This is a genomic window from Rhizobium etli 8C-3 (genome assembly GCF_001908375.1).
GTDB lineage: Bacteria > Pseudomonadota > Alphaproteobacteria > Rhizobiales > Rhizobiaceae > Rhizobium > Rhizobium etli_B.
The window spans coordinates 1,988,009-2,009,287 of record NZ_CP017241.1; the positions used below are offsets into that span (position 1 = coordinate 1,988,009).

Annotated in this window: 21 protein-coding genes and 1 tRNA gene; 12 read left to right on the plus strand and 10 right to left on the minus strand. The window is 58.9% G+C overall.

Annotated features, from left to right (window positions below):
• Positions 1 to 3: 3 nt before the first annotated feature.
• Positions 4 to 1,554 carry a methionine--tRNA ligase gene (gene metG / locus AM571_RS10135; RefSeq protein ID WP_074063159.1) on the minus strand — a complete coding sequence of 517 codons (1,551 nt, stop codon included), beginning with the start codon at positions 1,552 to 1,554 and terminating at the stop codon, positions 4 to 6.
• Positions 1,555 to 1,792: 238 nt separating this feature from the next.
• On the opposite strand from metG, the gene AM571_RS10140 reads away from it, so the two are divergent.
• Positions 1,793 to 2,593, plus strand: a complete 801-nt coding sequence (locus AM571_RS10140; RefSeq protein WP_074061288.1) for a sulfite exporter TauE/SafE family protein — start codon at positions 1,793 to 1,795, stop codon at positions 2,591 to 2,593.
• Here AM571_RS10140 and AM571_RS10145 read toward each other — a convergent pair whose 3' ends face one another.
• The 4 genes from AM571_RS10145 to AM571_RS10160 form a co-directional block, all read right to left on the minus strand.
• The gene (locus tag AM571_RS10145; RefSeq protein WP_074061289.1) at positions 2,594 to 3,619 is read right to left on the minus strand and encodes a DNA polymerase III subunit delta'; all 1,026 of its coding nucleotides are present in this window, start codon (positions 3,617 to 3,619) and stop codon (positions 2,594 to 2,596) included.
• Positions 3,612 to 4,295 (minus strand): dTMP kinase, encoded by a 684-nt coding sequence (gene tmk / locus AM571_RS10150; protein ID WP_074063160.1) that lies wholly within the window; start codon positions 4,293 to 4,295, stop codon positions 3,612 to 3,614. The genes AM571_RS10145 and tmk overlap by 8 nt, the downstream gene beginning before the upstream one ends.
• Positions 4,296 to 4,431: 136 nt before the next feature.
• On the minus strand, positions 4,432 to 5,625 hold the full coding sequence (locus tag AM571_RS10155; protein WP_074061290.1) for a D-alanyl-D-alanine carboxypeptidase family protein: 1,194 nt from the start codon (positions 5,623 to 5,625) through the stop codon (positions 4,432 to 4,434).
• 72 nt (positions 5,626 to 5,697) lie between these two features.
• Positions 5,698 to 6,783 (minus strand): septal ring lytic transglycosylase RlpA family protein, encoded by a 1,086-nt coding sequence (locus tag AM571_RS10160; RefSeq protein ID WP_074061291.1) that lies wholly within the window; start codon positions 6,781 to 6,783, stop codon positions 5,698 to 5,700.
• 816 nt (positions 6,784 to 7,599) lie between these two features.
• Here AM571_RS10160 and AM571_RS10165 point away from each other — a divergent pair.
• Together AM571_RS10165 and AM571_RS10170 are read left to right on the plus strand one after the other, a co-directional pair.
• The gene (locus AM571_RS10165; RefSeq protein WP_074061292.1) at positions 7,600 to 7,845 is read left to right on the plus strand and encodes a DUF982 domain-containing protein; all 246 of its coding nucleotides are present in this window, start codon (positions 7,600 to 7,602) and stop codon (positions 7,843 to 7,845) included.
• Between the two features lie 337 nt (positions 7,846 to 8,182).
• Positions 8,183 to 8,272 (plus strand) — tRNA-Ser (locus AM571_RS10170).
• Positions 8,273 to 8,584: 312 nt separating this feature from the next.
• On the opposite strand, the gene AM571_RS10175 is transcribed toward AM571_RS10170, so the two are convergent.
• Together AM571_RS10175 and AM571_RS10180 are read right to left on the minus strand one after the other, a co-directional pair.
• A complete protein-coding gene (locus AM571_RS10175) occupies positions 8,585 to 8,923 on the minus strand; it encodes a hypothetical protein (RefSeq protein WP_074063161.1) in 339 nt (112 codons plus the stop codon).
• Positions 8,924 to 9,183: 260 nt separating this feature from the next.
• Positions 9,184 to 10,155 carry an acyltransferase family protein gene (locus AM571_RS10180; protein ID WP_196776318.1) on the minus strand — a complete coding sequence of 324 codons (972 nt, stop codon included), beginning with the start codon at positions 10,153 to 10,155 and terminating at the stop codon, positions 9,184 to 9,186.
• Between the two features lie 832 nt (positions 10,156 to 10,987).
• On the opposite strand from AM571_RS10180, the gene AM571_RS10185 reads away from it, so the two are divergent.
• The 4 genes from AM571_RS10185 (at position 10,988) to AM571_RS10200 (ending at position 13,958) form a co-directional block, all read left to right on the plus strand.
• Positions 10,988 to 11,458, plus strand: coding sequence for a cupin domain-containing protein (locus tag AM571_RS10185; protein WP_074061294.1), 471 nt, complete (start codon positions 10,988 to 10,990; stop codon positions 11,456 to 11,458).
• A gap of 369 nt (positions 11,459 to 11,827) precedes the next feature.
• Positions 11,828 to 12,115, plus strand: a complete 288-nt coding sequence (locus tag AM571_RS10190; protein WP_074061295.1) for a DUF1236 domain-containing protein — start codon at positions 11,828 to 11,830, stop codon at positions 12,113 to 12,115.
• Between the two features lie 479 nt (positions 12,116 to 12,594).
• Positions 12,595 to 12,744: a DUF982 domain-containing protein gene (locus AM571_RS37340; protein WP_237358552.1), complete on the plus strand. Its 150-nt coding sequence runs from the start codon at positions 12,595 to 12,597 to the stop codon at positions 12,742 to 12,744.
• Positions 12,745 to 13,703: 959 nt separating this feature from the next.
• The gene (locus tag AM571_RS10200; protein ID WP_074061297.1) at positions 13,704 to 13,958 is read left to right on the plus strand and encodes a GlsB/YeaQ/YmgE family stress response membrane protein; all 255 of its coding nucleotides are present in this window, start codon (positions 13,704 to 13,706) and stop codon (positions 13,956 to 13,958) included.
• 170 nt (positions 13,959 to 14,128) lie between these two features.
• Here the strand turns inward: AM571_RS10200 and AM571_RS10205 are convergent, their stop codons facing one another.
• Positions 14,129 to 14,410 (minus strand): hypothetical protein, encoded by a 282-nt coding sequence (locus tag AM571_RS10205; RefSeq protein WP_074061298.1) that lies wholly within the window; start codon positions 14,408 to 14,410, stop codon positions 14,129 to 14,131.
• 218 nt (positions 14,411 to 14,628) lie between these two features.
• Between AM571_RS10205 and AM571_RS10210 the strand changes: the two genes are divergently transcribed.
• The 5 genes from AM571_RS10210 to glp are packed head-to-tail and all read left to right on the plus strand — an operon-like array spanning position 14,629 to position 20,094.
• Positions 14,629 to 16,521 (plus strand): peptidylprolyl isomerase, encoded by a 1,893-nt coding sequence (locus AM571_RS10210; protein ID WP_074061299.1) that lies wholly within the window; start codon positions 14,629 to 14,631, stop codon positions 16,519 to 16,521.
• 12 nt (positions 16,522 to 16,533) lie between these two features.
• Positions 16,534 to 17,550 (plus strand): anthranilate phosphoribosyltransferase, encoded by a 1,017-nt coding sequence (gene trpD, locus AM571_RS10215; protein WP_074061300.1) that lies wholly within the window; start codon positions 16,534 to 16,536, stop codon positions 17,548 to 17,550.
• 9 nt (positions 17,551 to 17,559) lie between these two features.
• Entirely contained in the window at positions 17,560 to 18,372 is an 813-nt protein-coding gene (gene trpC, locus AM571_RS10220) for an indole-3-glycerol phosphate synthase TrpC (RefSeq protein ID WP_074061301.1), read from the plus strand.
• 1 nt (position 18,373) lies between these two features.
• Entirely contained in the window at positions 18,374 to 18,874 is a 501-nt protein-coding gene (gene moaC / locus AM571_RS10225) for a cyclic pyranopterin monophosphate synthase MoaC (protein WP_074061302.1), read from the plus strand.
• A complete protein-coding gene (glp, locus tag AM571_RS10230) occupies positions 18,871 to 20,094 on the plus strand; it encodes a gephyrin-like molybdotransferase Glp (RefSeq protein WP_074061303.1) in 1,224 nt (407 codons plus the stop codon). Before moaC ends, glp begins: the two co-directional genes overlap by 4 nt.
• A gap of 37 nt (positions 20,095 to 20,131) precedes the next feature.
• Here glp and AM571_RS10235 read toward each other — a convergent pair whose 3' ends face one another.
• Entirely contained in the window at positions 20,132 to 20,782 is a 651-nt protein-coding gene (locus AM571_RS10235; RefSeq protein WP_074061304.1) for a class I SAM-dependent methyltransferase, read from the minus strand.
• A 32-nt stretch (positions 20,783 to 20,814) separates the two neighbouring features.
• Positions 20,815 to 21,246 carry a GNAT family N-acetyltransferase gene (locus AM571_RS10240; RefSeq protein WP_074061305.1) on the minus strand — a complete coding sequence of 144 codons (432 nt, stop codon included), beginning with the start codon at positions 21,244 to 21,246 and terminating at the stop codon, positions 20,815 to 20,817.
• Between the last annotated feature and the right edge of the window lie 33 nt (positions 21,247 to 21,279).

Genomic DNA, 21,279 nt, shown 5'->3' on the forward strand with positions numbered 1-21,279 from the left:
CCCTCAGGTTTCCGGCGCCACATACCGCGGGAAGACTGGCTTCGGGGCCTCCAGCGGCGTTCCGGGAACAAGGCGTCCGGCTTCGCCCGATTCCGAGAAATCGCGCTTGTCGACTGGCGCGGCAACGAGGTCGAGCAGCTTACCCGCCGATTCAGGCATGAACGGCTGCAGCAGGATCGCGATCTGGCGGACGACTTCAGCGGTGACATAAAGCACGGTGCCCATCCGCGCCGGATCGGTCTTCTTCAGCGCCCACGGCTCCTGGCTTGCGAAATAGCGGTCAGTCTCCGAAACGACGGCGATGATGGAAGCGAGCGCCCTGTGGATCATCTGCTTGTCCATGTCCTCGCGCGTGGACGCAAGCAGCGCATCGGCCTGCGCCAGCATCGCCCTGTCCTCGTCTGTCAGCGGTCCGCATTCCGGTATCTTGCCGTCGCAATTCTTGACGATCATAGACAGCGAGCGGCTCGCGAGATTGCCGATGCCGTTTGCAAGATCGGAATTGATGCGCGTGCCGATCGCTTCTTCGCTGTAGCTGCCGTCCTGGCCGAAGGAAACTTCGCGCAGGAAGAAATATCGCACCTGGTCGAGACCGAAATGGTTCACCAGATTGACGGGATCAACGACATTGCCGAGCGACTTCGACATCTTCTCGCCCTTGTTGAGCAGGAAGCCATGGGCAAAGACCCGCTTCGGCAGCGGCAGCCTGGCCGACATCAGGAAGGCGGGCCAATAGACTGCATGAAATCGGATGATGTCCTTGCCGATGACGTGAATGTCAGCCGGCCAGTACTTCGCCCTCGGGCCGTTCGGATCCTGGAGATAGCCGGTCGCTGTGATGTAGTTGGTGAGCGCGTCGACCCAGACATACATGACATGCGACGGATCGTTGGGCACCTTGATGCCCCAGTCGAAGGTCGTGCGCGAAATCGAAAGGTCCTTCAAGCCGGACTTGACGAAGGAAACCACTTCGTTGCGCCGTTCGGCAGGACCGATGAAATCGGGATTGTCCTCATAGTGCTTGAGGAGCTTGTCCTGGTATTCGGAAAGCTTGAAGAAGTAGCTTTCCTCCTCCACCCATTCGACAGGCGTACCCTGCGGCCCGTAGCGCACGCCGTCGGCGCGGAGCTCCGTCTCGTTCTCCTGGTAATAGGCCTCGTCGCGCACAGAATACCAGCCGGCGTAGGAATCCTTGTAGATGTCGCCGTTTTCCGCCATCAGATTCCAGATGTCCCTGGAGGCTTCGTGGTGACGGGCTTCCGTGGTTCGGATGAAATCGTCGTTCGATGCATTCAAGAGCTGGGCCATCGCCTGGAACTCGCCGGAATTGCGGTCGGCAAGCTCCTGGGCGGTAATACCCTCTGCGCGGGCCGTCTGCTGCATCTTCTGGCCGTGCTCGTCTGTGCCTGTCAGAAAGAAGACATCACGGCCATCGAGACGCTGAAAGCGCGCGATAGCGTCCGTCGCGATCAGCTCGTAGGCATGGCCGATATGCGGCTTGCCGTTCGGGTAGGAAATCGCGGTGGTGATATAGAAGGGCGTCTTGTCTGTCATGGCGGCCATCGTGTCCGGCTTACTCTCTCTGAATATCAGCCGCTCTTAGCGCATGTCATGAAGAAGAGAAACACTAAGTTTCGAAAGCGCTTATGATTTGGCGGTTTGCCGAAGCGCTGAGCTTGACTCGCTTTCTGCCACATTCTAGGCCTTGCGAAACTGAAGAACGGGGCGCAACCGACGTGAGATTTCTAGCAGCGGGCAAAAGGCGTTTCTCTGTCTGTCAGAGGTCCGTCGCTTGACGTTTCTCGATAATTTCCAGCCTCTCTATTCACTTTCCGGCTTTTTCGTCGGCGCGCTCGTCGGCATCACGGGCGTGGGCGGCGGCTCGCTGATGACACCGCTGCTCGTTCTGTTGTTCGGTGTCCATCCGGCAACCGCGGTCGGCACTGACCTGCTCTATGCCGCAATCACGAAGACGGCGGGTACAGCGGTCCATGGCATGCATGGCCGTATCAACTGGCGGGTTGTCGGTGCGCTCGGAGCGGGCAGTGTTCCGGCGGCGCTCCTGATGCTCTGGCTGATGGCCGGCGTCGACCGCAAGAGCGTCGAGGTTGCCCATACGATCACCGCAGCGCTTGGCTGGCTGCTCGTCATGACGGCCGTGATGCTTGTGTTCCGCGCGCAGATTCTCCGCTTTGCTCGCCGGGTCACTGGCGAGCGCCCCCCACCTCGTCCGGCGACCATTGCTGTTCTCACCGTCATTCTTGGGCTGGCTCTCGGCATGCTTGTCACGCTGACATCGGTCGGCGCCGGTGCACTCGGGGTCACTATCCTGCTTATACTTTATCCGCGGCTGGATGTCCGCGAAATCGTCGGTTCCGATATCGTCCACGCAGTACCCCTGACGCTCATCGGCGGCATGGGCTACTGGATCATCGGCGAGATCGACTGGCTCCTGCTTTTGGCACTGCTGGTCGGCTCGATTCCGGGCATCATCGCCGGCAGCCTTCTGGCGCCGAAGCTGCATGAACGCACGATTCGCATCGTGCTTGCGCTCACGCTCGCGATTGTCGCGTGGAAACTGCTTGCCGGCTGATCAGAGACCTGGCTGCTTGATATCGCCGAGAATGCTGAGGATCGTCTGCTTGCGGTCGAGGTTGTAAGCGACGGAGATGGCAAGCCGCTCGTTGATATCCGATTGCAGCCGTGCCATCCGTTCGGCGGCGGAAAGCTCGCCTGCTTGTGCCGCGTCGCGCGCTCGACGCATCAGGTCGTCGCCGACATGGCTCACGAAGAATTCGAATATCGTTTCGCTATCCTTGCCGGATAAGGCATCTGCCAGACGATGCATTGCCTTTCGAGCCGCCGGGCCTTGAGCCGACAGGACCTCGTTGTATGCGGCGATGATCTCGCCTCCCCCGTAGTTCAGGAGCTTCAGCGCCTCCCCGACGCTGCCTTTCGCGAGCGATAACAGCGAGGCATCGCTGCCGGTTACGCCGAGATTGGCGAGTGCCGCGCCCAAGGCGATATTATCCAGTGGCGAAAGCCTGAGCGGCAGGCACCGTGAACGGATCGTCGGCAGAAGTTTTCCCGGCGCATGCGAAAGCACGAGGAAGAGCGCCCGTTTGGGCGGCTCCTCCAGAATTTTCAAGATGGCATTGGCCGCATTGCGGTTCATGTCGTCTGCCGGATCTATGATGACGATGCGCCAGTTTCCGGTTCCGGAGGTCTGCGAGAAGAAGCGTCCGGCGCGCCGTACCTCGTCCACCGTGATCGCCGACTTCACCTTGCCTGTCTTCTCGTCGACGGGACGCGAAAGATAGAGCAGGTTATGCGATGCCCCGGAAGCGATCTGGCGGCTGACGGCAGAGGCCGCATCAGGATCGCCGATCGCTGCGGGCGCTGTTGCCGGATCGGGATTCGACAGAACGTAGTTTGCAAAGCGAAAAGCAAGCGTTGCCTTCCCGATCCCCTCCGGTCCCTCGATCAGGACTGCGTGGTGGCCTTTGCCGGAGCGATAGGATTGGGAGAGAAATGCCTGGGCTTCATCATGCCCGAAAAGTTTTGTGTTTTCGGCAGGCCAGATGGCGCCGTCCAGAAGCCCCGGCCGCTCATCACTCATGCGCGGCCTCCGGCATCTTGGCGGCGACAACCGGCCAAAGGAGCTGATTGACGATGGCAAGAATTTCCGCGGCAATCAGCTCTTCGTCCTGTGTCGCGTTGACGACGTGGCACCGCTCCGGTTCGCGCGCAGCTATATCGAGATAGGCTTCGCGGCGTTTTTCGTGCGTCTCAAGTTCTTCCTTTTCGAAACGGTCCGGTCCGTCCGCTGTTGCCGCACTACGCTTCTTTACTCGCTCCAGACCGAGCCTTGCGGGGATGTCGAGGATAAGCGTGCAATCCGGAATGACGCCGTTGACGGCAATCCGCTGCAGCGTCTCGATGAAGTCCGCCTCGAGATTGCCGGTCACGCCTTGATATACGCGCGAGGAATCCATGAACCGGTCGCAAAGCACGATCTTGCCCTGGAGAAGGGCCGGGCGAATGACCGCCTCGACGTGATCGTTGCGGGCTGCGGCGAAGAGAATGGCTTCCATGCGCGTGCCAAAAGCTTCCGCACTACCAGACAGCAGCACGTGGCGCACGGCTTCTGCACCCGGCGACCCGCCGGGTTCCCGCGTCAGCAGAACCTCATGGCCCCGCGCCCTCAGGGCTTCGGCTAGCCGGCGGATTTGCGTGGATTTCCCAGCCCCTTCCCCGCCTTCAAACGTAACGAACAATCCCGTACCGGATGACAATGACACATTCCCGTATTCTTCAGCGCCCACGCCGGGCGGGCTTTCTTCCTATCTATCCGAAGACAGGGCCAAGCGAAACCTTCAGGGTGGGCGCCTTCAGATCCTTCCCCGTCAATTTAGGTAACGAATATGGCGATCAGGTGGGCTCGGCCTTGTCCCAGAACCATGAGAAGAACAGCGATTCACCAAGTTCCAGAAGCGCGTCGACCGCGCGGCTCGTCAGCGAACCCTGCTCGACGCCATGTGCGGTGTAAAGTGGCACCTCGCGCAAAACGCGGCCGCCCGCCGAGATCACTAGCGTGCCCGCTTCGGCATCGGCAGCGATGGGCGCCATCAGCGGCCAGCGGTAAACGATCCGCGCCGAGAGCCTGTCAGGATTGCTTACCGGAATATAGACGCTGACAGCTCCCTTCGCGACGAGGTCCACTTTTCCGGCCCGGCCGCCATAGACGCTGGCCGCGCCCACGATTTCGTCGTCCGAAAAAAGCTGTCGATCCTCGAAGGCTGTCTGCCCCCATTCGAGGATGCGCTTTGCCTCCTCGGTCCGTTCCTTGTCGGAACCAATCCCGCCGAGCGCCAGGAAGAGCCGCTTGCCATCGCGCTCCGCCGAGGCGACGATCGAATACCCTTCGCCCTCTGCAAAGCCGGTCGCCAATCCGTCTGCGCCAAGTCCAAGGCCAAGCAAGGGATTTCGATTGCGCTGGAAAATCTTGTTCCACTCGAAATCCGGCTGCGCGAAATAATGATAGTATTCCGGATAGGATTGCTGCAGATCGATCGCAAGCCTCACCAAGCCACGCGCCGATACCTTGCTTCTGCCGTCCGGCAGGCCGGTCGAGTTTCCGAAGACCGTTTTCGGCATGCCGAGCACCTCCGCACGCCGCGTCATCGCGGCAGCGAAATTGCTCTCTGTGCCGCTCATGCCCTCCGCAAGAATGATGCATCCATCGTTGGCACCCTGGATGGCGACACCCTTGATCAGATCCTCGACGCGGATGCGGGATTTCAACGCTGCAAACATTGTGGCCGTCCGCGATGGAGCACCCCCCGTCCGCCAGGCATATTCGGAAACCGGATACTCGGTGTCGAGCGTGATCTCGCCCTTTTTCAATGAGCCGAAGACGAGGTCCATCGTCATCAGCTTTGCGAGCGAGGCGGGAGAAAAGCTTTGCTCCTCGTTCTTTGCAAGCAGCACTGTTCCGGTGGTCGCCTCGATCATGTAGGCCTGCGCGGCCTTTGTCACAAAGCCGGCGGGCGCGGTTTCGGCAGCGGAGGATGGCGATGCGAAGGGCAGAAGGCACGCGCAAAGACGAAGCAGACGCTTCAACATCGAGGCTCCATAGGATCGAAGGTTGGACTCCAGACGTTAGAGGCAGCGCGCGTTGCGCGCAATCGCTTCCAATCAGGGCGCGATCTGTTGTGCCTGCTGGCGCTTGAGGGAAGCCCTGATCGAATCCTGCGTCAGCCCGTCGTTACGGACCATGACAGCGTCGAATGCGAGCTCTACGTTCACCGTCTTCACGTCTTCGTCCTGGTAGCCCATCGCGAGCGAACTGTCCTGCCCGTAGCCATATGGACGCTCATAGGGAACGGGTCCGATTGTCGGCAGCACGACCATCTGCTCGAAAGCCTGTTCTGATTTTGCGAGAACGGGAGCTTGTGTCGCTACCGGTGCCCCATTGTAGCGCGCGCTCGGCGTCGAGCCACCGTAGGCCGTCGCAGACATGGGCACCGGCACACGCGATGGATCCACGGTCAAAGTCCCAAGGCTCTGGAGCTGATCGTTGGTGATCCGCTTGCTGTTCGACGCCACCATCACCCCAGTTGCGATCTGACCTCCAGGATTGACGCTCGGAATCCGGCTTCCCTTCGGAACGTAGGACGCCATCAGGTAGGGCATGTCGTGCCCATCCATACGCGCCTTGCCGACATACTGCACACGCACCTTGCCGGTGCCGCTGTGCTGCAGGTCGAGCATGTCCGCCGTCTTATTGGAAAGATCGATGATGCGGCCTTCATGATAAGGGCCGCGGTCGTTGACGCGCACCACCACCGATGAGCCGTTTTCGAGATTTGTGACACGTGCGTAGCTTGGCAACGGGAAAGTAGGATGGGCGGCGGAAAGATGCATCTGGTCGTAGACTTCGCCGTTTGCTGTCAACCGGCCGTGAAATGCGGAGCCATACCACGAGGCAACGCCCACCTTGTTATAGGCGAAGTCTTCTCTGGGATAATACCACTTTCCCTTGACCTCATACGGGTTGCCGACGATGTAGCGCCCGCCGCCCTTTGGTATGTTGGCGCCACTGGCAACGCGCGGGCTGGCTTTGACGCCATATTCTTTTTCGGAGAAGTATTCCTTGCCGTGAGCGCGCTTCTTCGGCGCCTGAGAAGCAGTACCGCAAGCAGTGACGGTGGCGCACATCAACGCCAACGCCAGCCACCGCGTACCCGTTGCGAAAGAGGTCGCCCCGCATTCCACTCTCATATGTCCCACGCCGCCCAAGATCGTATGGTTAAGAACCTGCCCGACAACGGGCCAGTCATGCCTACGCCCACTCGCCTAACGAGACTTTAACTCGGCAGGTATCGTGGCAGATTTGCGAATGATTTCGCGGCGATAGAAACAATTTTAATGGTTATGGTTTACAAAAACCTAACGCGGGAATCCGCAATCGTCATCCGGCCGGGACCTCCAGCGGCAGATTTGGGACCTGAACCGTTCGATTGGTCCATATCGTTTGCCCCTTCCCGCTTGATTTACTACTCCCGAGTAGCAAAATCGTAGCAATCCGTTGATGTGCTTACGATGCCGGTTTCATTGAGCTTCGGTTGAATGCAAATGACATCCCGATACATGGGTATATGAGTCGCAAGACCTCTGTATAATTTCGCAGGGTGCGCACACATGATAGGGTTCTCATAGCCGCCTAATCGGCCAACTCCCCCGATGGGGCGTTAGGTAGCGCCCGGTGTCTCTCCCCCGACTCATTCACCGGGGCCAGCGGATATCGCATCCGCATTGACCGTCTCGTCAGCCCCGAGGCGGTCTTTTTTCTTCCCATCCTGTCACTCCTTCGCGTATTCGGCCGTGGCGGGAATCGCCTCAGGCTTCTCGGACAAACGAAGCAAAACGCTTCCGCCGCCCGGTCCAGGATTGGCGCGAAGCCGAGCGCTTCTCAAACGAGGAGGTCGATTCGCGGGAAAGGCACCTCGTTGAAGCTGAAACCTCGCCACGTTGAAAGAATTGGCTTATGTGAGACGGGAGCCCTTGTAGGTTATCGAGGTCGGAAGGCTGGAAAGAATGCATATAAACTGGTCGAAGCCGGTAACCCTCGCTCTTGAAGGACCGGACCAATGGGTCGTCATCCATACCACTCAGGCTGCGGCGTGGGCGTTAATTGAAGACTGGCCCATCGAAGACGGTCCGGCGCTCAACAAGGCATGCGCCGTCTGCGCGGATGTCATGTCCGGGAAACGCAACAGAGAGGAAGCCCGACAAGCATTTATCGATGCTGCGATCGAGGCCGGAATTCCTATCAAAGATTGAGATCGAGCCACGCTCCGTTCATGCTTGAACTCCGGCGTGATGATCTTGCCGTCAATGTGAGGTGGGAGCGAGTTTGCGGAAATCACTCCTGTCCACAAACGCGATGGCCTTTGCCTCGTGTCGGCCGGACCTCTGCCCTCTTGAAACAGGATCCAACTGCTCATGCGTTCATCTTCTGCTTCATTGCGGGATGGGCTGACAGGCAAATGCTGCGGAGCAAGTTGACGCTGCGATCAAAGCTGTTAAAAAGCCAGCCGTTGAGTGATTGGGTGATAAACAGGTATCTATGTTTTCGAGCTTTCAACAACTGTAGAAAGCTGAACCAAATCAATCAGACGGAAGAGTGTCCGAGTGGTTTAAGGAACCGGTCTTGAAAACCGGCGTGCGGGAAACCGTACCGTGGGTTCGAATCCCACCTCTTCCGCCATTTGTCTTGTTCAAGTTTTCCCAACAGTGCCACAAAGCCTTGGAACAAGGTTTTTTCGGCTTTTTCATTGCCACCCTTTCCCGTGCTTTGCCGCTCCACCCCACTAATTTGGGATGCAGGCGGGGTAGCGAAAGGATTGGTTGGGGGCATCATGCTGACGGATGTCCAAATCAGGAAGGCCAAACCGGCGGACAAGCCTAAGAAACTTCCTGACAGCGGCGGGCTCTATATCGACTAGATCATTGAAAGCGAAAAGCCGTCGGCATTCGCGCCGACGTCGACGTTTTTTCACCTGCCTGTGAGTGCTACCGGCTAAAAATCGAAATAGAGGGTCACTCCCGACCGCCGATGATAGCCGTAATAGTCAGGATAGCCGCCATAGTACCGAGGGTAGCCATAATACGTCGGATAACCGCGGTACCCATATGGGCGATAGTAGCAATTGCCGTAGTAACGGCAGGAACGGTAGGCGTATCGCCGGTTCCAATAGCGATCCGAACGCCAATGACCATGGTGCCGGTGTTTGACCTGCACCACATCGCCGGTTTGCACTTGTTCTGCTTTCGGCACAAAAACCGGCACGGCGTTTACCGGTAAGGCGAAGAATGCAGCCATGCCTACGGCTGCGAGGGCGGATAAGAGCTTTTTCATCGTGAACTCCTCCTCGCCGACCATCATAGAACCATCGAGCCTGAACCGCCAATGAACGTTGCGTGTGCCGCGAACTTTGCGCTTTTTTTGCGGAGTTCGCGCGTCAAAGGCACGCTCGTATCTTGCGATGAGGCCGCGAGGCAACAAAGTTTAATTCAAATGCGTAGGCCGCATTCGACGGTTTTTGATACTAATGCCGGAAATTTGCCGGCACGTTGATCGAAAGCGCCTTGCGCGGCCTCGGCTGGATTGAACGTTAGTCACTCCACGAGCAGGGACAAAAGCTTTATCTTTGACATCAGATTGCTAGCAATGAGCGAAGCGATGCTGACAATGATGATTGTGATTAGCACCCGTGCGATGGAAGACGGCGCAAAAACGGTTTGAACCAACCACAGGAACAATAGGTGGATACAGTACGATCCGAGCGTCTTCTCGCCAAGCTTCGCAATGGTGTCTGGCACGCGGCGTTGACAACCAAGGGCCAGAAAAAAAATCCCGACGGCGTAAGGGATGGTTGACATGAAATAATTGATGTCAGTTGTGGGCGGCACTTGGAAATAGCGCCACAATAAAAAGCTCTCGAGGCACTGAAGCAGCAATCCGGCCGATGCAATTGCGACAGACTGCTTTATCGTCAACGAAAGGTCGGACTTGCCGATCCAATAGCCCATCGCGATGAAGATGCAGCCAAAAAACGGTCCGTCGCGGAAGTTCCAGTGTATTGGCCCTTCCATATTCAGTTCCACGAAGGGCACTCCCAGGAAGTAGAGCAATATACCGGCGACGAGTGCTCCGCTTTTGCCTGACACCTTCAGACAAAGAGCGAATGTGACGGCGCTCACGCCTAAAGACGGCAGGAACCAAAGATGGTAAGCGGGAACGCCTTCGACGAGAAGCTGCCGGACTCCCATAATCCCGCTATTGCCAAAAAGGAGTTCATGCGCCAGCAGGTATATGAGCAGCCATCCGACAAACACAGGGAGAAGCCGGATAAGATAAAGCTTGGCCACGGGAACCAAGTACAGGGGTTTCCTGCTGAGAAAGTATCCTGCCACAAGAAAGAAATAGGGGACTGCGAAACGTGGAACGAGCAAGAAAAACTCTGTTGCACGGGGCCCGATGTAATAGCCGCGCGCGTGAGCTGCGACAACAGCGACAAAGGAGACGACCCGAAACAAGTCGATGCCCATATGACGTTTGGGACTCAACACATTCGTTGGCTGGCTCACGGCAGGAACTCCTTGGATGCCGATATCGTCGGCCCAATCGGCTGAGTCAAAAAATCTGGTTGCGATAGACTGCAGCGCATTCGCTTCGTCTCGGTGGCGCGCCCCGATGCCGGGAAAAGCTCCACTTCGCATGTGCAATAACTACCGGAATGCCGTAAAGGTGTCGAGGCCGGATACAACGCTGAGGCGATCTTATATCGCACGCTGCTTTCGTGTCGGTTGATGAAATTGGCTGTCGTTAGCGGTCATGGGGGGCGCTGGTCGCAACCGGGAACATTCCACCACCTCGGATGTTCGACGGAGTGGATCGCGCAGCCAAGATCTCCTGTAACCGTGCTCAGCCCTTGCACGAGGCTGTGCGGTCCGCCTCAATTCCTCGGGCATCGGTATGTAAGCGTACAGAAACCATAAGCCAGTATCATGCGTTCATCTTCTGAACGTCTTCCGACGTTCCTCTTCGTCGTCAACAACTAGCCCCGATTTCGTCGGGGCTTTTTTGTCTGAAGGAGCGAATGTGATTATTCGAACATGCCCTGCGAGTGGTTTGAAGCGATGCACGCGGCGATGGTTCGTTGAACCGTTGCGCTGTCTCGATGCTAGGAAAACCTAGCGATGCCTTTTCTGTCCACACTCGTGGCAACTCCACAAATGCTCCGACGCTTCCCGCGTCTTTGGCGAGAAGAGACTTCTTCGGCTTCAGAGGAGCCATCAGTCCATTCAGCATTCTTGAAGGGGAAAACTTGCTCAGTAGCGGTGCACCGGCGTACTATCCACGTTTCGCGAGCCTGCCCCTGCGCTCAGCCGAGGTAGGGCCCGGCGAGGGAGGTTTGTCATGAGAATTGCATCGATATTCGCGACCGGCTTGATCGGATTATGTGGGATGGCTTCCTTTGCTTCGGCAGGGGGTACGCACACATTGGTCACTCCCGATGATGTGCAGTGGGGCCAGGCTCCTAAGGTGCTCCCCACCGGAGCAGAAGCGGCGGTCCTGTTCGGCGATCCCAGCAAGGAGGGCCTCTTTGCCCTCCGGATCAAGGTGCCAGCGGGCTATGCGATCCCGCCGCACACGCATCCTGTGCATGAAGTGGTCACAGTCATGTCAGGGACCATCAATATCGGAATGGGCGAAACCGCCGATCCAAGCGCCGCCAAGGCACTGCCTGCAGGCAGTTTCATCGCGTTGCCGCCGGGCACGGCGCATTTTGCTCGCTTCGACGAACCGACGGTCATCCAAATTACGACGATTGGGCCATGGGCAATCAAGTATATCAATCCGGCTGACGATCCACAGAAGTCGCAATAGCCCACCCCTCGGTTAATGGCCAACTGCCCCACCGCCGAGGGCGGCGGGGCGTCATTAACAAAAGTTGGCGATAAGGCCATCTCCACCATATCTGTTTTGCTCGCGAATCTGCCTCGGAATTTCGATCGCGGCCCTTAAGGATGGGCGTTCGCAACAAATCGGCCAGCCGGGATGGGATGGGCTCCAACAAGCTCGTCACAAGTGCGGTTCTAGGCGGCGAACAAAGGGCTGACGCTCACAAAAAAGTTCAAGAAAGAAATTAGAGACAGGGCCGGGCCACAGGTTCGCGCTGCACTCATTCCGTGCAGCGGAGGAACTATATCCTTGCCGGCAGCGTTTTACCGCCACACTGAAATCTTGGAGGATAACATGAAAAAACTGGTCATCTCTGCCGTATCGCTGTTTCTGTCGCTGGGGGGTGCCGCGGTCGGGCAGACAGCGACGGTCACCGTTCCCGGCGAGGTCAGAACCTATGTTCTTGAGCAGCAATCGCCGTCGGTCACGTTTGAAGGCGATGTTGCAGTCGGTACGACGCTTCCTGACACGGTCGAGATCAACACCATCCCCGATCAGCCTGAATACGGTTATGTGGTCGTCAATAAGAAGCGCGTGCTCGTCAATCCCAATACCCGCGCGGTGATCGAGGTCATCGAATAAATTTGAAGCACTGCGGGCCCCCCACGGGCGGGCCCGCGCTTCCCCCGTGCCAATCCACCAGGGACTATTGCCGGTCTTGAGAGGCGTATGCCGGCCGCGCTGATGAAGACAGCTCAAAATGGCTACTTTGCGAGCAATGCCGAGAAACACGGGCCGACGTGACTATTTGGGTTTGCAGTACTGCGCCAGACGTGACGTATCGATGCTCTCAAGGAGAGGCAATTGGCGGCCGAAGAACCTGGTATCCCCTTATTAGCCCTTGGTCGGCGCCTATTTTACGATCGGTTACTGAAATCCGTGCCGCCCTGCATTCTGCTACACTCTCTCGCGGAACAGAACTTCATGGCTATCCGTTGAAAGGATCGCCAAGGAGATTGCACATTATGAGCTCGGACATCTGGGAACGCAGCATCGAGTTGATCGACTGCAACGATCATTTCCGCACCGTCAAAAATACAAGAGAAGCCGTTGCGTTTCTGATGACGTCTTGGCCCGATCATAAGGGGCCTGCATATGCGGCAGCTCGGAAGGCCTGCCTTCGAGCGCTCGAGGGCGAAAAGCCGGAGATAGATCCTCAGACCGCTTTCATCGCAGCAGCAGCGGAATCCGGAATTTTGAGGGCCAACTAAATCGCTCATGCAGCGCCCCGGATGCTCATAGATTCCGGCGCACCGACCGGCGCGATGCGGCCATAGACGTCCTGTGATATGCAAACTCGCACTGCCGGGCGTTCCGGCCTGCCGGGCTCAAATGTCTTTTCTGTCCATAACTCGTGGCGGACGCTCGCTCCTCTGGGTTTTCAGCAGAAAGCAGACACGCCGAACCCTCCCATATCCCAATATCTTACGATATCCGGTCTCATTGGCGCCCTATAAGAGTTGTATGTCCTTGAGCGCCTGGCGGGCGCTCGGATTTGAGCGGGTCGTGGCGTCGGCGGGGGCGCAAGCTTCGACCCGCTCTTTCTTTCTATCAACGGAGCGCGCCCATGTTTTGGGATTTCATCACGATCGCAGCGATTTTCGGCGGCTTCTTTCTTGTGCGAGAGGCACAAACCGTGCTCGCGAAAGCCCGCCTGTCGAACTGGAACAGCTTCACCTTCCGATGAAGGACAAGGAAGCGACAGCTGGATTTTCAGGCGCCCGAAAATTGCTCCAATCCTATATCGCTGTGGTTGTGGTGTCGTTGCTGGGAGAACAGCTCGATCCTCTCAGCGACACCGTTTCCAGTTTTCAGAGTACGACTGGATCGCTGTGAGATCGCAGCTTGGATCACCTCGCGGTGACGTTATCCACCGGTCGGCATTAAAGGCAGCCGTTTTATCCAAACTTCGCAGTTAACCGCCTGTAATATTTAGCTTGCCCACCAAAGCGAATGATCTATCCTCAAGAATCACAGGGCTGCGTAGAAATGTGCAACGAGAGTTCGCGAAAGTCGCCGGGTTTTGCAGTTCCTGCCCTCCCCGGCCTGTTTCTTTGTAGTTAGCTTGTTTATTTCACATACCCGGTAACACTGCCGCTACCCTGATACTGTAAGGAACGTTTCTGCAGGTTTTGCGTTCATTTGTTGCTTCTCTAGGAGGGAGATCACCATGGAAGGCGAAGGCGTAGGTTGGATTGCGGCGATTATCATCGGCGGTGTCGCCGGCTGGCTCGCCGAAAAATTCATGCACAGCAATATGGGCCTGCTCATGAACATCGTTCTCGGCATTGTCGGCGCGATCGTTGCTAATTTCATTCTCGGCGTACTGAATATCCAGCCGCTCGTAGGCTGGCTCGGATACCTGATCACCGGTTTCGTGGGCGCTTGCGTTCTTATTGCGCTCGGACGCCTCGTGCGACGTTGATTTAATCGTGGAAAAGCCGGAACTCCCGCTCCAGGCTAATAAATCGAGAGACTGGAACATCGGATATGATGTCCCAGTCTCGTTTGCTTCTTGCCCGGCCTGAACTTTTGTTCGAAAAAACGCAGAAAGCTTGCGCGTTTCGGGCTTTTCTTGCGTCGATTGCCGTCGTTTCAGCGGCGGCTCATGAGGCCGAAGAGGTAGGCAATGCCAGCGGTTACGGCGAGTGCGAAGATTGGCTCTTCACGCACTTTCTCGCGCACGCGCTCGGTCAACACTGACGCCTCGTCGGTAACAGCGGTCTTTGCGCCCTGCCCCAAGGCAACGACGCTCTCGGACAGCCGTGCCAAATCCTCGCGCAACGCGGTGACTTGAGCCGAAAGATCGTCTGCTGCGATTTCCGCCTTCACGCGGGCGCCCGTGGTTTGTCCGGAGGCGGTCTTGAGTTCGGCCATTGTCAGCTCCTCTTTTTGCGGATGCGGCTTCAACGACGTGAGGGCCGAAAGGTTCCGTTCACCGCTCCATTTCTTGAACGAGATCGCCTTCCAGGACGTTCGCCGGCACCTGCCATGTTTTCGCGCGCGGGCGCTTCATTTCCTTACGCGTTTGTTCTAAGGAACGTCGAAAGCTTTGCCCGTGAAAGGGCGAAATATAATGCGAGGTTTGCGTTTCGATGTTCCATTTCCTGAGAAGAGCCGCCCGGACCTGGGTTGCCAAGCTCCTGATGCTTCTTCTGGTCGCTTCATTCGGCGTATGGGGCATTTCCAGTTCGCTGCTCACCGGCAGCAGCAGCACGGCCGTGGTCACCGTCGGTGACCAACAGGTAGATGCCACCGAATTCCGCCTTGCCTACCAGCGACAGGTCGCAAGCCTCAGCCAGCAGTTCGGCATGCGTCTAACGCCCGAGCAGGCCAAGGCCTTCGGCGTCGAGCAGCAGGTGATCGCCCAGCTCGTCGCCGGTGCCTCGCTCGACCAGCTTGCCGCCGACATGAATCTCGGGCTTTCCGAAGATCGCCTCGCCCAGCTGATCGCTGACGATCCGGCGTTCAAGGCCGTCAACGGCCAGTTCGATCGCACGCTCTTCACCTCCCGCTTGCGCAACGCCGGCATCCGTGAGGCGGACTATATCAGCGAGCGTAGCAAGGTCGCCGTGCGCAGCCAGATCGTCGATGCGGTGTCGAACGGCTTTATCGCTCCAAAAACGCTCGTCGACGCGCTGAAGCTCTACCGTCAGGAAAGCCGCGACATCGACTACTTGCTGCTGACGAACGCGAACATCGAGCCTATCAAGGCGCCGGGCGATGATGTGCTTTCAAAGTGGTTCGATGGCGTCAAGAGCCGCTACCGCGCGCCGGAATATCGCAAGATCGCCTATCTGAAGCTCGAACCTGCCGACATTGCGGATGCCTCGACCGTCACGGACGATCAGATCCGCGAGGATTTCGACAAGCGCAAGGACAGCTATCGCACGCCGGAGACGCGCACGATCGAGCAGCTGACGTTTGCCAGCAAGGATCTGGCGACTGCTGCCGAAACGGCGCTCAAGAGCGGCACCGGCTTCGACCAGCTCGTGACCGACCAAGGAAAGACGGCAAGCGACGTGCTGCTTGGCGATTTCACGAAGGACAAGGTTCCGGATCAGGCCATCGCAGATGCCGCCTTCGCAGTCGCCAGGGACGGCGGCACGACGCCGGTCGTCGAAGGCTCCTTCGGCCCTGTTATTCTCCGCGTCTCCAACATCAAGCCGGAGAGCGCCAAGAACTTCGACGAGGTGAAGGAAGACATCCGCAAGCAGTTGGCTCTTGTCAACGCATCGCAGGAGGTGATCAACGTGCACGATCGCATCGAGGATTTGCGCGGCTCCGGCCAGACACTCGAGCAGATTGCCGATCAACTGAAGCTGAAGGCCGTCGTGATCGATGCCGTCGATCCGAGCGGGTTGGACAAAGACGGTAACGAGGTCAAGGACGTCCCTGCCAAGCCGCAGTTGATCGGCGAAGCCTTCAAGACCGAATCCGGCGTTCAGCCGCCGGCACTGTCACTCGGCAATGACGGTTATGTCTGGTTTGACGTGCGCGAGATCATACCGGAGCGCGATCGCCCGCTAGCCGAAGTGCGCGACAAGGCCGTGCAGGATTGGACCGCCGAACAGCAGAAGCTCGAACTTGCCAAGAAAGCTGGAGAGCTGAAGCAGGAAGCGCAGAAGGGCAAGACGCTAGCCGACATCGCAGCTCCGCTCGGCATTGCCGTCGAAAGCAAGAGCGGCATAACGCGCGGCACCGAGGACGCCGTTCTCGGCCGCGCCGGCGTGACCGCTGCCTTCTCGGGTCCGGTCGATACGGTTGCAAATGCCGTTGGCGGCGATCCCGGCACGCAGATCCTTTTGAAGGTAACGAGCGTCAACGCAGAACCGACCGGCGATGTGCTGAACAATCAGGATGCGCAGATCACTGCCATGGCAAACGCTGCCGGCGACGATATTCTCGACCAGATGGTGAACCTGCTGCAAACGCACTACGGTGCGTCGATCAACCAGACGCTCGCCGATCAGGCAGCCGTTCGCTAGGAGCTGTAGCGCATGACCGATCTGAAGCCTCTTTTGGCCAAGGCTGCGAGTCGCGAGCCTCTGACCCGTGACGAGGCCCGCGAGGCCTTCGAAATCCTGATGTCCGGTCAGGCGACTCCTTCGCAGATCGGTGGTTTCTTGATGGCGCTGCGCGTCCGCGGCGAGACGGTCGATGAAATCGTCGGCGCTGCGACGACCATGCGCTCGAAGATGCTGCGGGTGGAAGCGCCTGCCGATGCGATGGATATCGTAGGCACCGGCGGTGACGGCAGCGGCACCTACAATATTTCGACGCTGGCGGCGCTGATCGTCGCGGGCGCCGGTGTTCCGGTCGCCAAGCACGGCAACCGGGCACTGAGTTCGAAATCGGGAGCCTCCGACAGTCTGGCAGCTCTGGGCGTCAAGCTCGAGATTGCGCCTGAAGTGATTACGCGATGCATCACCGAGGCGGGTGTCGGCTTCATGTTTGCCCAGCAGCACCATTCGGCGATGCGCCATGTCGGGCCTTCCCGCGTCGAGCTTGGGACCCGGACGATCTTCAACCTTCTCGGGCCGCTGACGAATCCGGCCGGAGTGCGCCGTCAGCTACTCGGTGTCTTTGCGCCGCAATGGGTCGTGCCTATCGCTGAGGTGATGCGCGACCTCGGTTCGGAGAGCGTCTGGGTCGTGCATGGTGATGGCCTCGATGAAATCACCACCACTGGCAAGACCAGCGTAGCCGCGCTTGAAAACGGCAAAATCCGCACCTTCGAGCTTTCTCCAGCGGATTTCGGAGTTTCACCCTGTGCACTTGCGGCGATCAAGGGCGGCGATGGCGTCGCCAATGCTGCAGCACTTCGCGAAGTGCTGAGCGGTGCGAGGAATGCCTATCGCGATATCGCCCTTGTCAATGCGGCTGCCTCGCTCGTCATTGCCGGCAAGGTAGAGACGATCGCCAACGGCATGACGCTCGCGACCGAATCGCTCGATAGCGGCGCGACCGCCGCAGCCCTCGATAAACTGATCGCCGTTTCGAACGATATCGACTAGGATTGGCCGATGACCGATATCCTGAAAAAGATTGAGACCTACAAGCGCGAGGAAATCGCCGCCGCCAGGGCGAAGGTTTCCCTTGCCGACTTGAAGGCGATGCAGGCAGGCAAAACCGCGCCGCGCGGCTTTCATAAGGCTCTCGTTGCCAAGCGCGATGCCGGACTTTACGGCCTGATTGCCGAGATCAAGAAGGCAAGCCCTTCTAAGGGTCTCATCCGCCCGCATTTCGATCCGCCGGCGCTCGCCAAAGCCTATGAAGCCGGCGGTGCCGCGTGCCTGTCCGTCTTGACCGACACGCCAAGCTTTCAAGGCGCGCCCGAGTTCCTGACGACTGCACGCGAAGCCTGCTCCCTTCCGGCCCTGCGCAAGGATTTCATGTTCGAGACCTACCAGGTGCACGAGGCACGCGCCTGGGGCGCGGATTGCATCCTGCTGATCATGGCCTCGCTTACTGATGACGAGGCTGAACGGCTGCAAGATGAAGCCTTTGCGCTGGACATGGACGTGCTGGTCGAAGTGCATGACGCCGCAGAAATGGAGCGGGCGCTGAAGCTCTCCTCACCGCTCGTTGGCATCAACAACCGCGACCTGCGCACCTTCAAGGTCAGCCTGAACGTCAGCGAAGAGCTTTCGGCGATGGTGCCGGAGGACCGGCTGCTGGTCGGCGAAAGCGGCATCTTCACGCATGCCGACTGCAAGCGGCTGCGGGCGGCCGGCATCAACACCTTCCTCGTCGGAGAAAGCCTGATGCGCAAGGATGACGTGACGGCTGCGACCCGCGCTCTGCTCTTCGGCGAAGCGGCAATCGCGGCGGCGTGACATGAGCGGCGAAAAGCCAGGACTTACCCATATAGCCGCCTCCGGTGAGGCCCACATGGTCGATGTCGGCGGCAAGGCCGATACGGTTCGCGTTGCAACCGCCCAAGGCCACGTTAAAATGGCGTCGCAAACGCTGCAATTGATCCTTGAAGGAAACGCGAAGAAGGGCGACGTCATCGGCACGGCGCGGCTGGCCGGCATCATGGCGGCCAAGCAGACGTCCAGCCTTATCCCGCTCTGTCATCCACTAATGCTGACGAATGTGAGCGTCGAGATCGAGCAGGATGTCGCCCTGCCCGGCCTGCGCGTCACAGCGACCGCCAAGCTCACCGGCAAGACCGGCGTTGAGATGGAAGCGCTAACCGCAGTGTCCGTCGCCTGCCTCACAATCTACGACATGGCGAAGGCCGCCGACAAGGCGATGGAGATCGGAGGTATCCGGCTTCTCGAAAAATCGGGCGGAAAATCCGGCGACTTTGTCCATCCGCAGGCTCGCCGATGAGCCTCCTTCCGGTCGCAGAGGCGCAAGGCAGGTTGCTGGGGCAAGCCAAGCCGATTTCCGATGTAGAGACCGTTTCGCTTGCTGACGGCGATGAGCGCGTGCTTGCGGTCACCTTGACGGCGCGGCTGACGCAGCCGCCCTTCGATGCGTCTGCGATGGACGGCTACGCGCTACGCCGCGAGGATGCACCAGAACCTGGAGCCGAACTCAAGATCATCGGCACGTCCGCGGCAGGACACGCGTTTGACGGCGCCGTAGGCAAGGGTGAGGCGGTCCGCATCTTCACCGGCGCGCCGGTTCCCTCCGGCGCCGACAGCGTCCTGCTGCAGGAGGATGCTGAGAAAGTCGATGGAGGCATTCGCACGAAGTATCCTGTGCGCCAGGGCCAGCATATCCGTCCCCGCGGGCAGGATTTTTATGAAGACGAGGCGGTGCTCAGCGCCGGTACCGTCATGGATTTCACGCGGCTTACAGTGGCCGCCGCAATGAACCATGCTTCGCTCGACGTGCTGCGCAAACCGCTGGTGGCGATCCTTGCAACCGGTGACGAACTGTTGACGCCAGGAAGCGACCTGGGTTCCTCCCAGATCGTGGCGTCGAACACTTTCGGTATAGCGGCGCTGGTGCGCAAGGCTGGCGGCGACGTACTCGATCTCGGTATCGCGCCCGACGACAAGGTTGCTATCACGGCGTCGGTTCGCAGGGCTCAGGCGGCTGGTGCCGACGTCATCGTAACGCTCGGCGGCGCCTCCGTTGGCGACCATGACCTCGTGCAGGCCACACTGGTCGCGGCGGGTATGAAGCTCGATTTCTGGAAGATTGCCATGCGGCCGGGCAAGCCGCTGATGGTCGGCAGCCTCGGAAGCAGGCACGTACTCGGCCTGCCGGGCAATCCGGTTTCAAGCCTCGTCTGCGCCTTGCTGTTTCTCGAGCCGCTGGTCCGCAAGCTCGCCTGCCTGCCGCCGGTCAAGCGCGACGCTATGGTGGAGGCGGCTGTTACCCTCGCCTCCAACGATCAACGTCAGGATTATGTACGGGCAAAGCTCGCCAAATCCTCCTCCGGCAAGTGGCTGGCGGAGCCGTTCGGCAAGCAGGATTCGTCGATGATGAAGGTCTTTGCCCATGCCGACTGCCTGATCATCCGCCCGCCCCATGCGCCGCAGCTTCCGGCGGGCTCCCCCTGCCCGGTGATGCTGCTCCGGCCGGAGCTTCTCGGCTGACTTTCATGGAGAAGTGCGGTCCGTCGCGACCGCGGATCTAAAGCGAATACACCCCGCTCACGTTCTCCATGTCGGCCCCGAAGTCTGCGACGGCGTATGCCCTCACCAGCCGAAGCCGCTCACGGGGTAATGGCGCCCTGCCTGGGTCGCCGATCAGGACGCCGATGCCAGCGGCTCGGCAGCGGACGAGAAACGGCAGGATGCGGCTTGCAAGCCTGGCGTCGTAGAACACGTCGCCCGCCAGGATGACGTCGCAATCGGGAGGCGAATCGTCGAGGATATCGGCCTGCAGCGTTTCGATCGTAGTGCCATTTGCAGCAGCGTTGAGTTCTATCGCAGCAATCGCGTGAATATCGATGTCGATGGCGGTGATATGGGCAGCTCCTGCATTCGCAGCGGCAATAGCAACAAGGCCCGAGCCTGAACCGAGATCCAGGACATGGCGGTCGCTGACGGTTTGGGGCTGCGAGAGGATATGGCGGGCGAGAACCGTTCCGCCAGCCCAATGGTAAGCCCAGTAGGGTGCGGCGCCAACCGCACCGTTAAGCCTTGCCAGTCGCCCCAGGCCGCTCTCGGAATGTGCGGAATAGAGCAGTATCTCGGGAACTGACCGGACCGGCTGAAGGCGGAGGTTTTTGCGAATGAAATCTTCCGCTGCAGGATATTGCGGGCTGTCTTTGCCTGTCATTGGCGCCCTCGTGTCCACCGGAACTCGCGCGTTCAGTAGTTTCTCATGGCGAGATGCGGCATGCCTCCGTCGAGAAACTCATCGCCGAATGCAGTAAAGCCGAACTTCTCATAGAGCGCGACCTTGTCGCTTTGAGCCGTCAGGTAAAAGCGATTGCCGCGAACCGCGCAATGCGCCTCCATCGCAAAGCGGATCATCGCACTTGCGATGCCATGACCGCGCCATTGCGCTCCGACGGCCACGCGCCCGATCTTTACGTGATCGTCGAGATAGACGATCCGAAGCGTGCCCGCGACTTCGCCTGCCTGGATGGCGACGATGTGGTGGGCGCTTAAGTCGGCTTCATCAAATTCTTCATCAGCAGGTACATTCTGCTCACTGATGAAGACGGAGCGGCGCAACTTGAAAGCCTCGTTGCACAAGGTGCTGAAGAGCGGAACGGATAAAATCACTACCTCTGTCATGGCCACCTTCCTCAGGGAGCATAAACGGAAGGC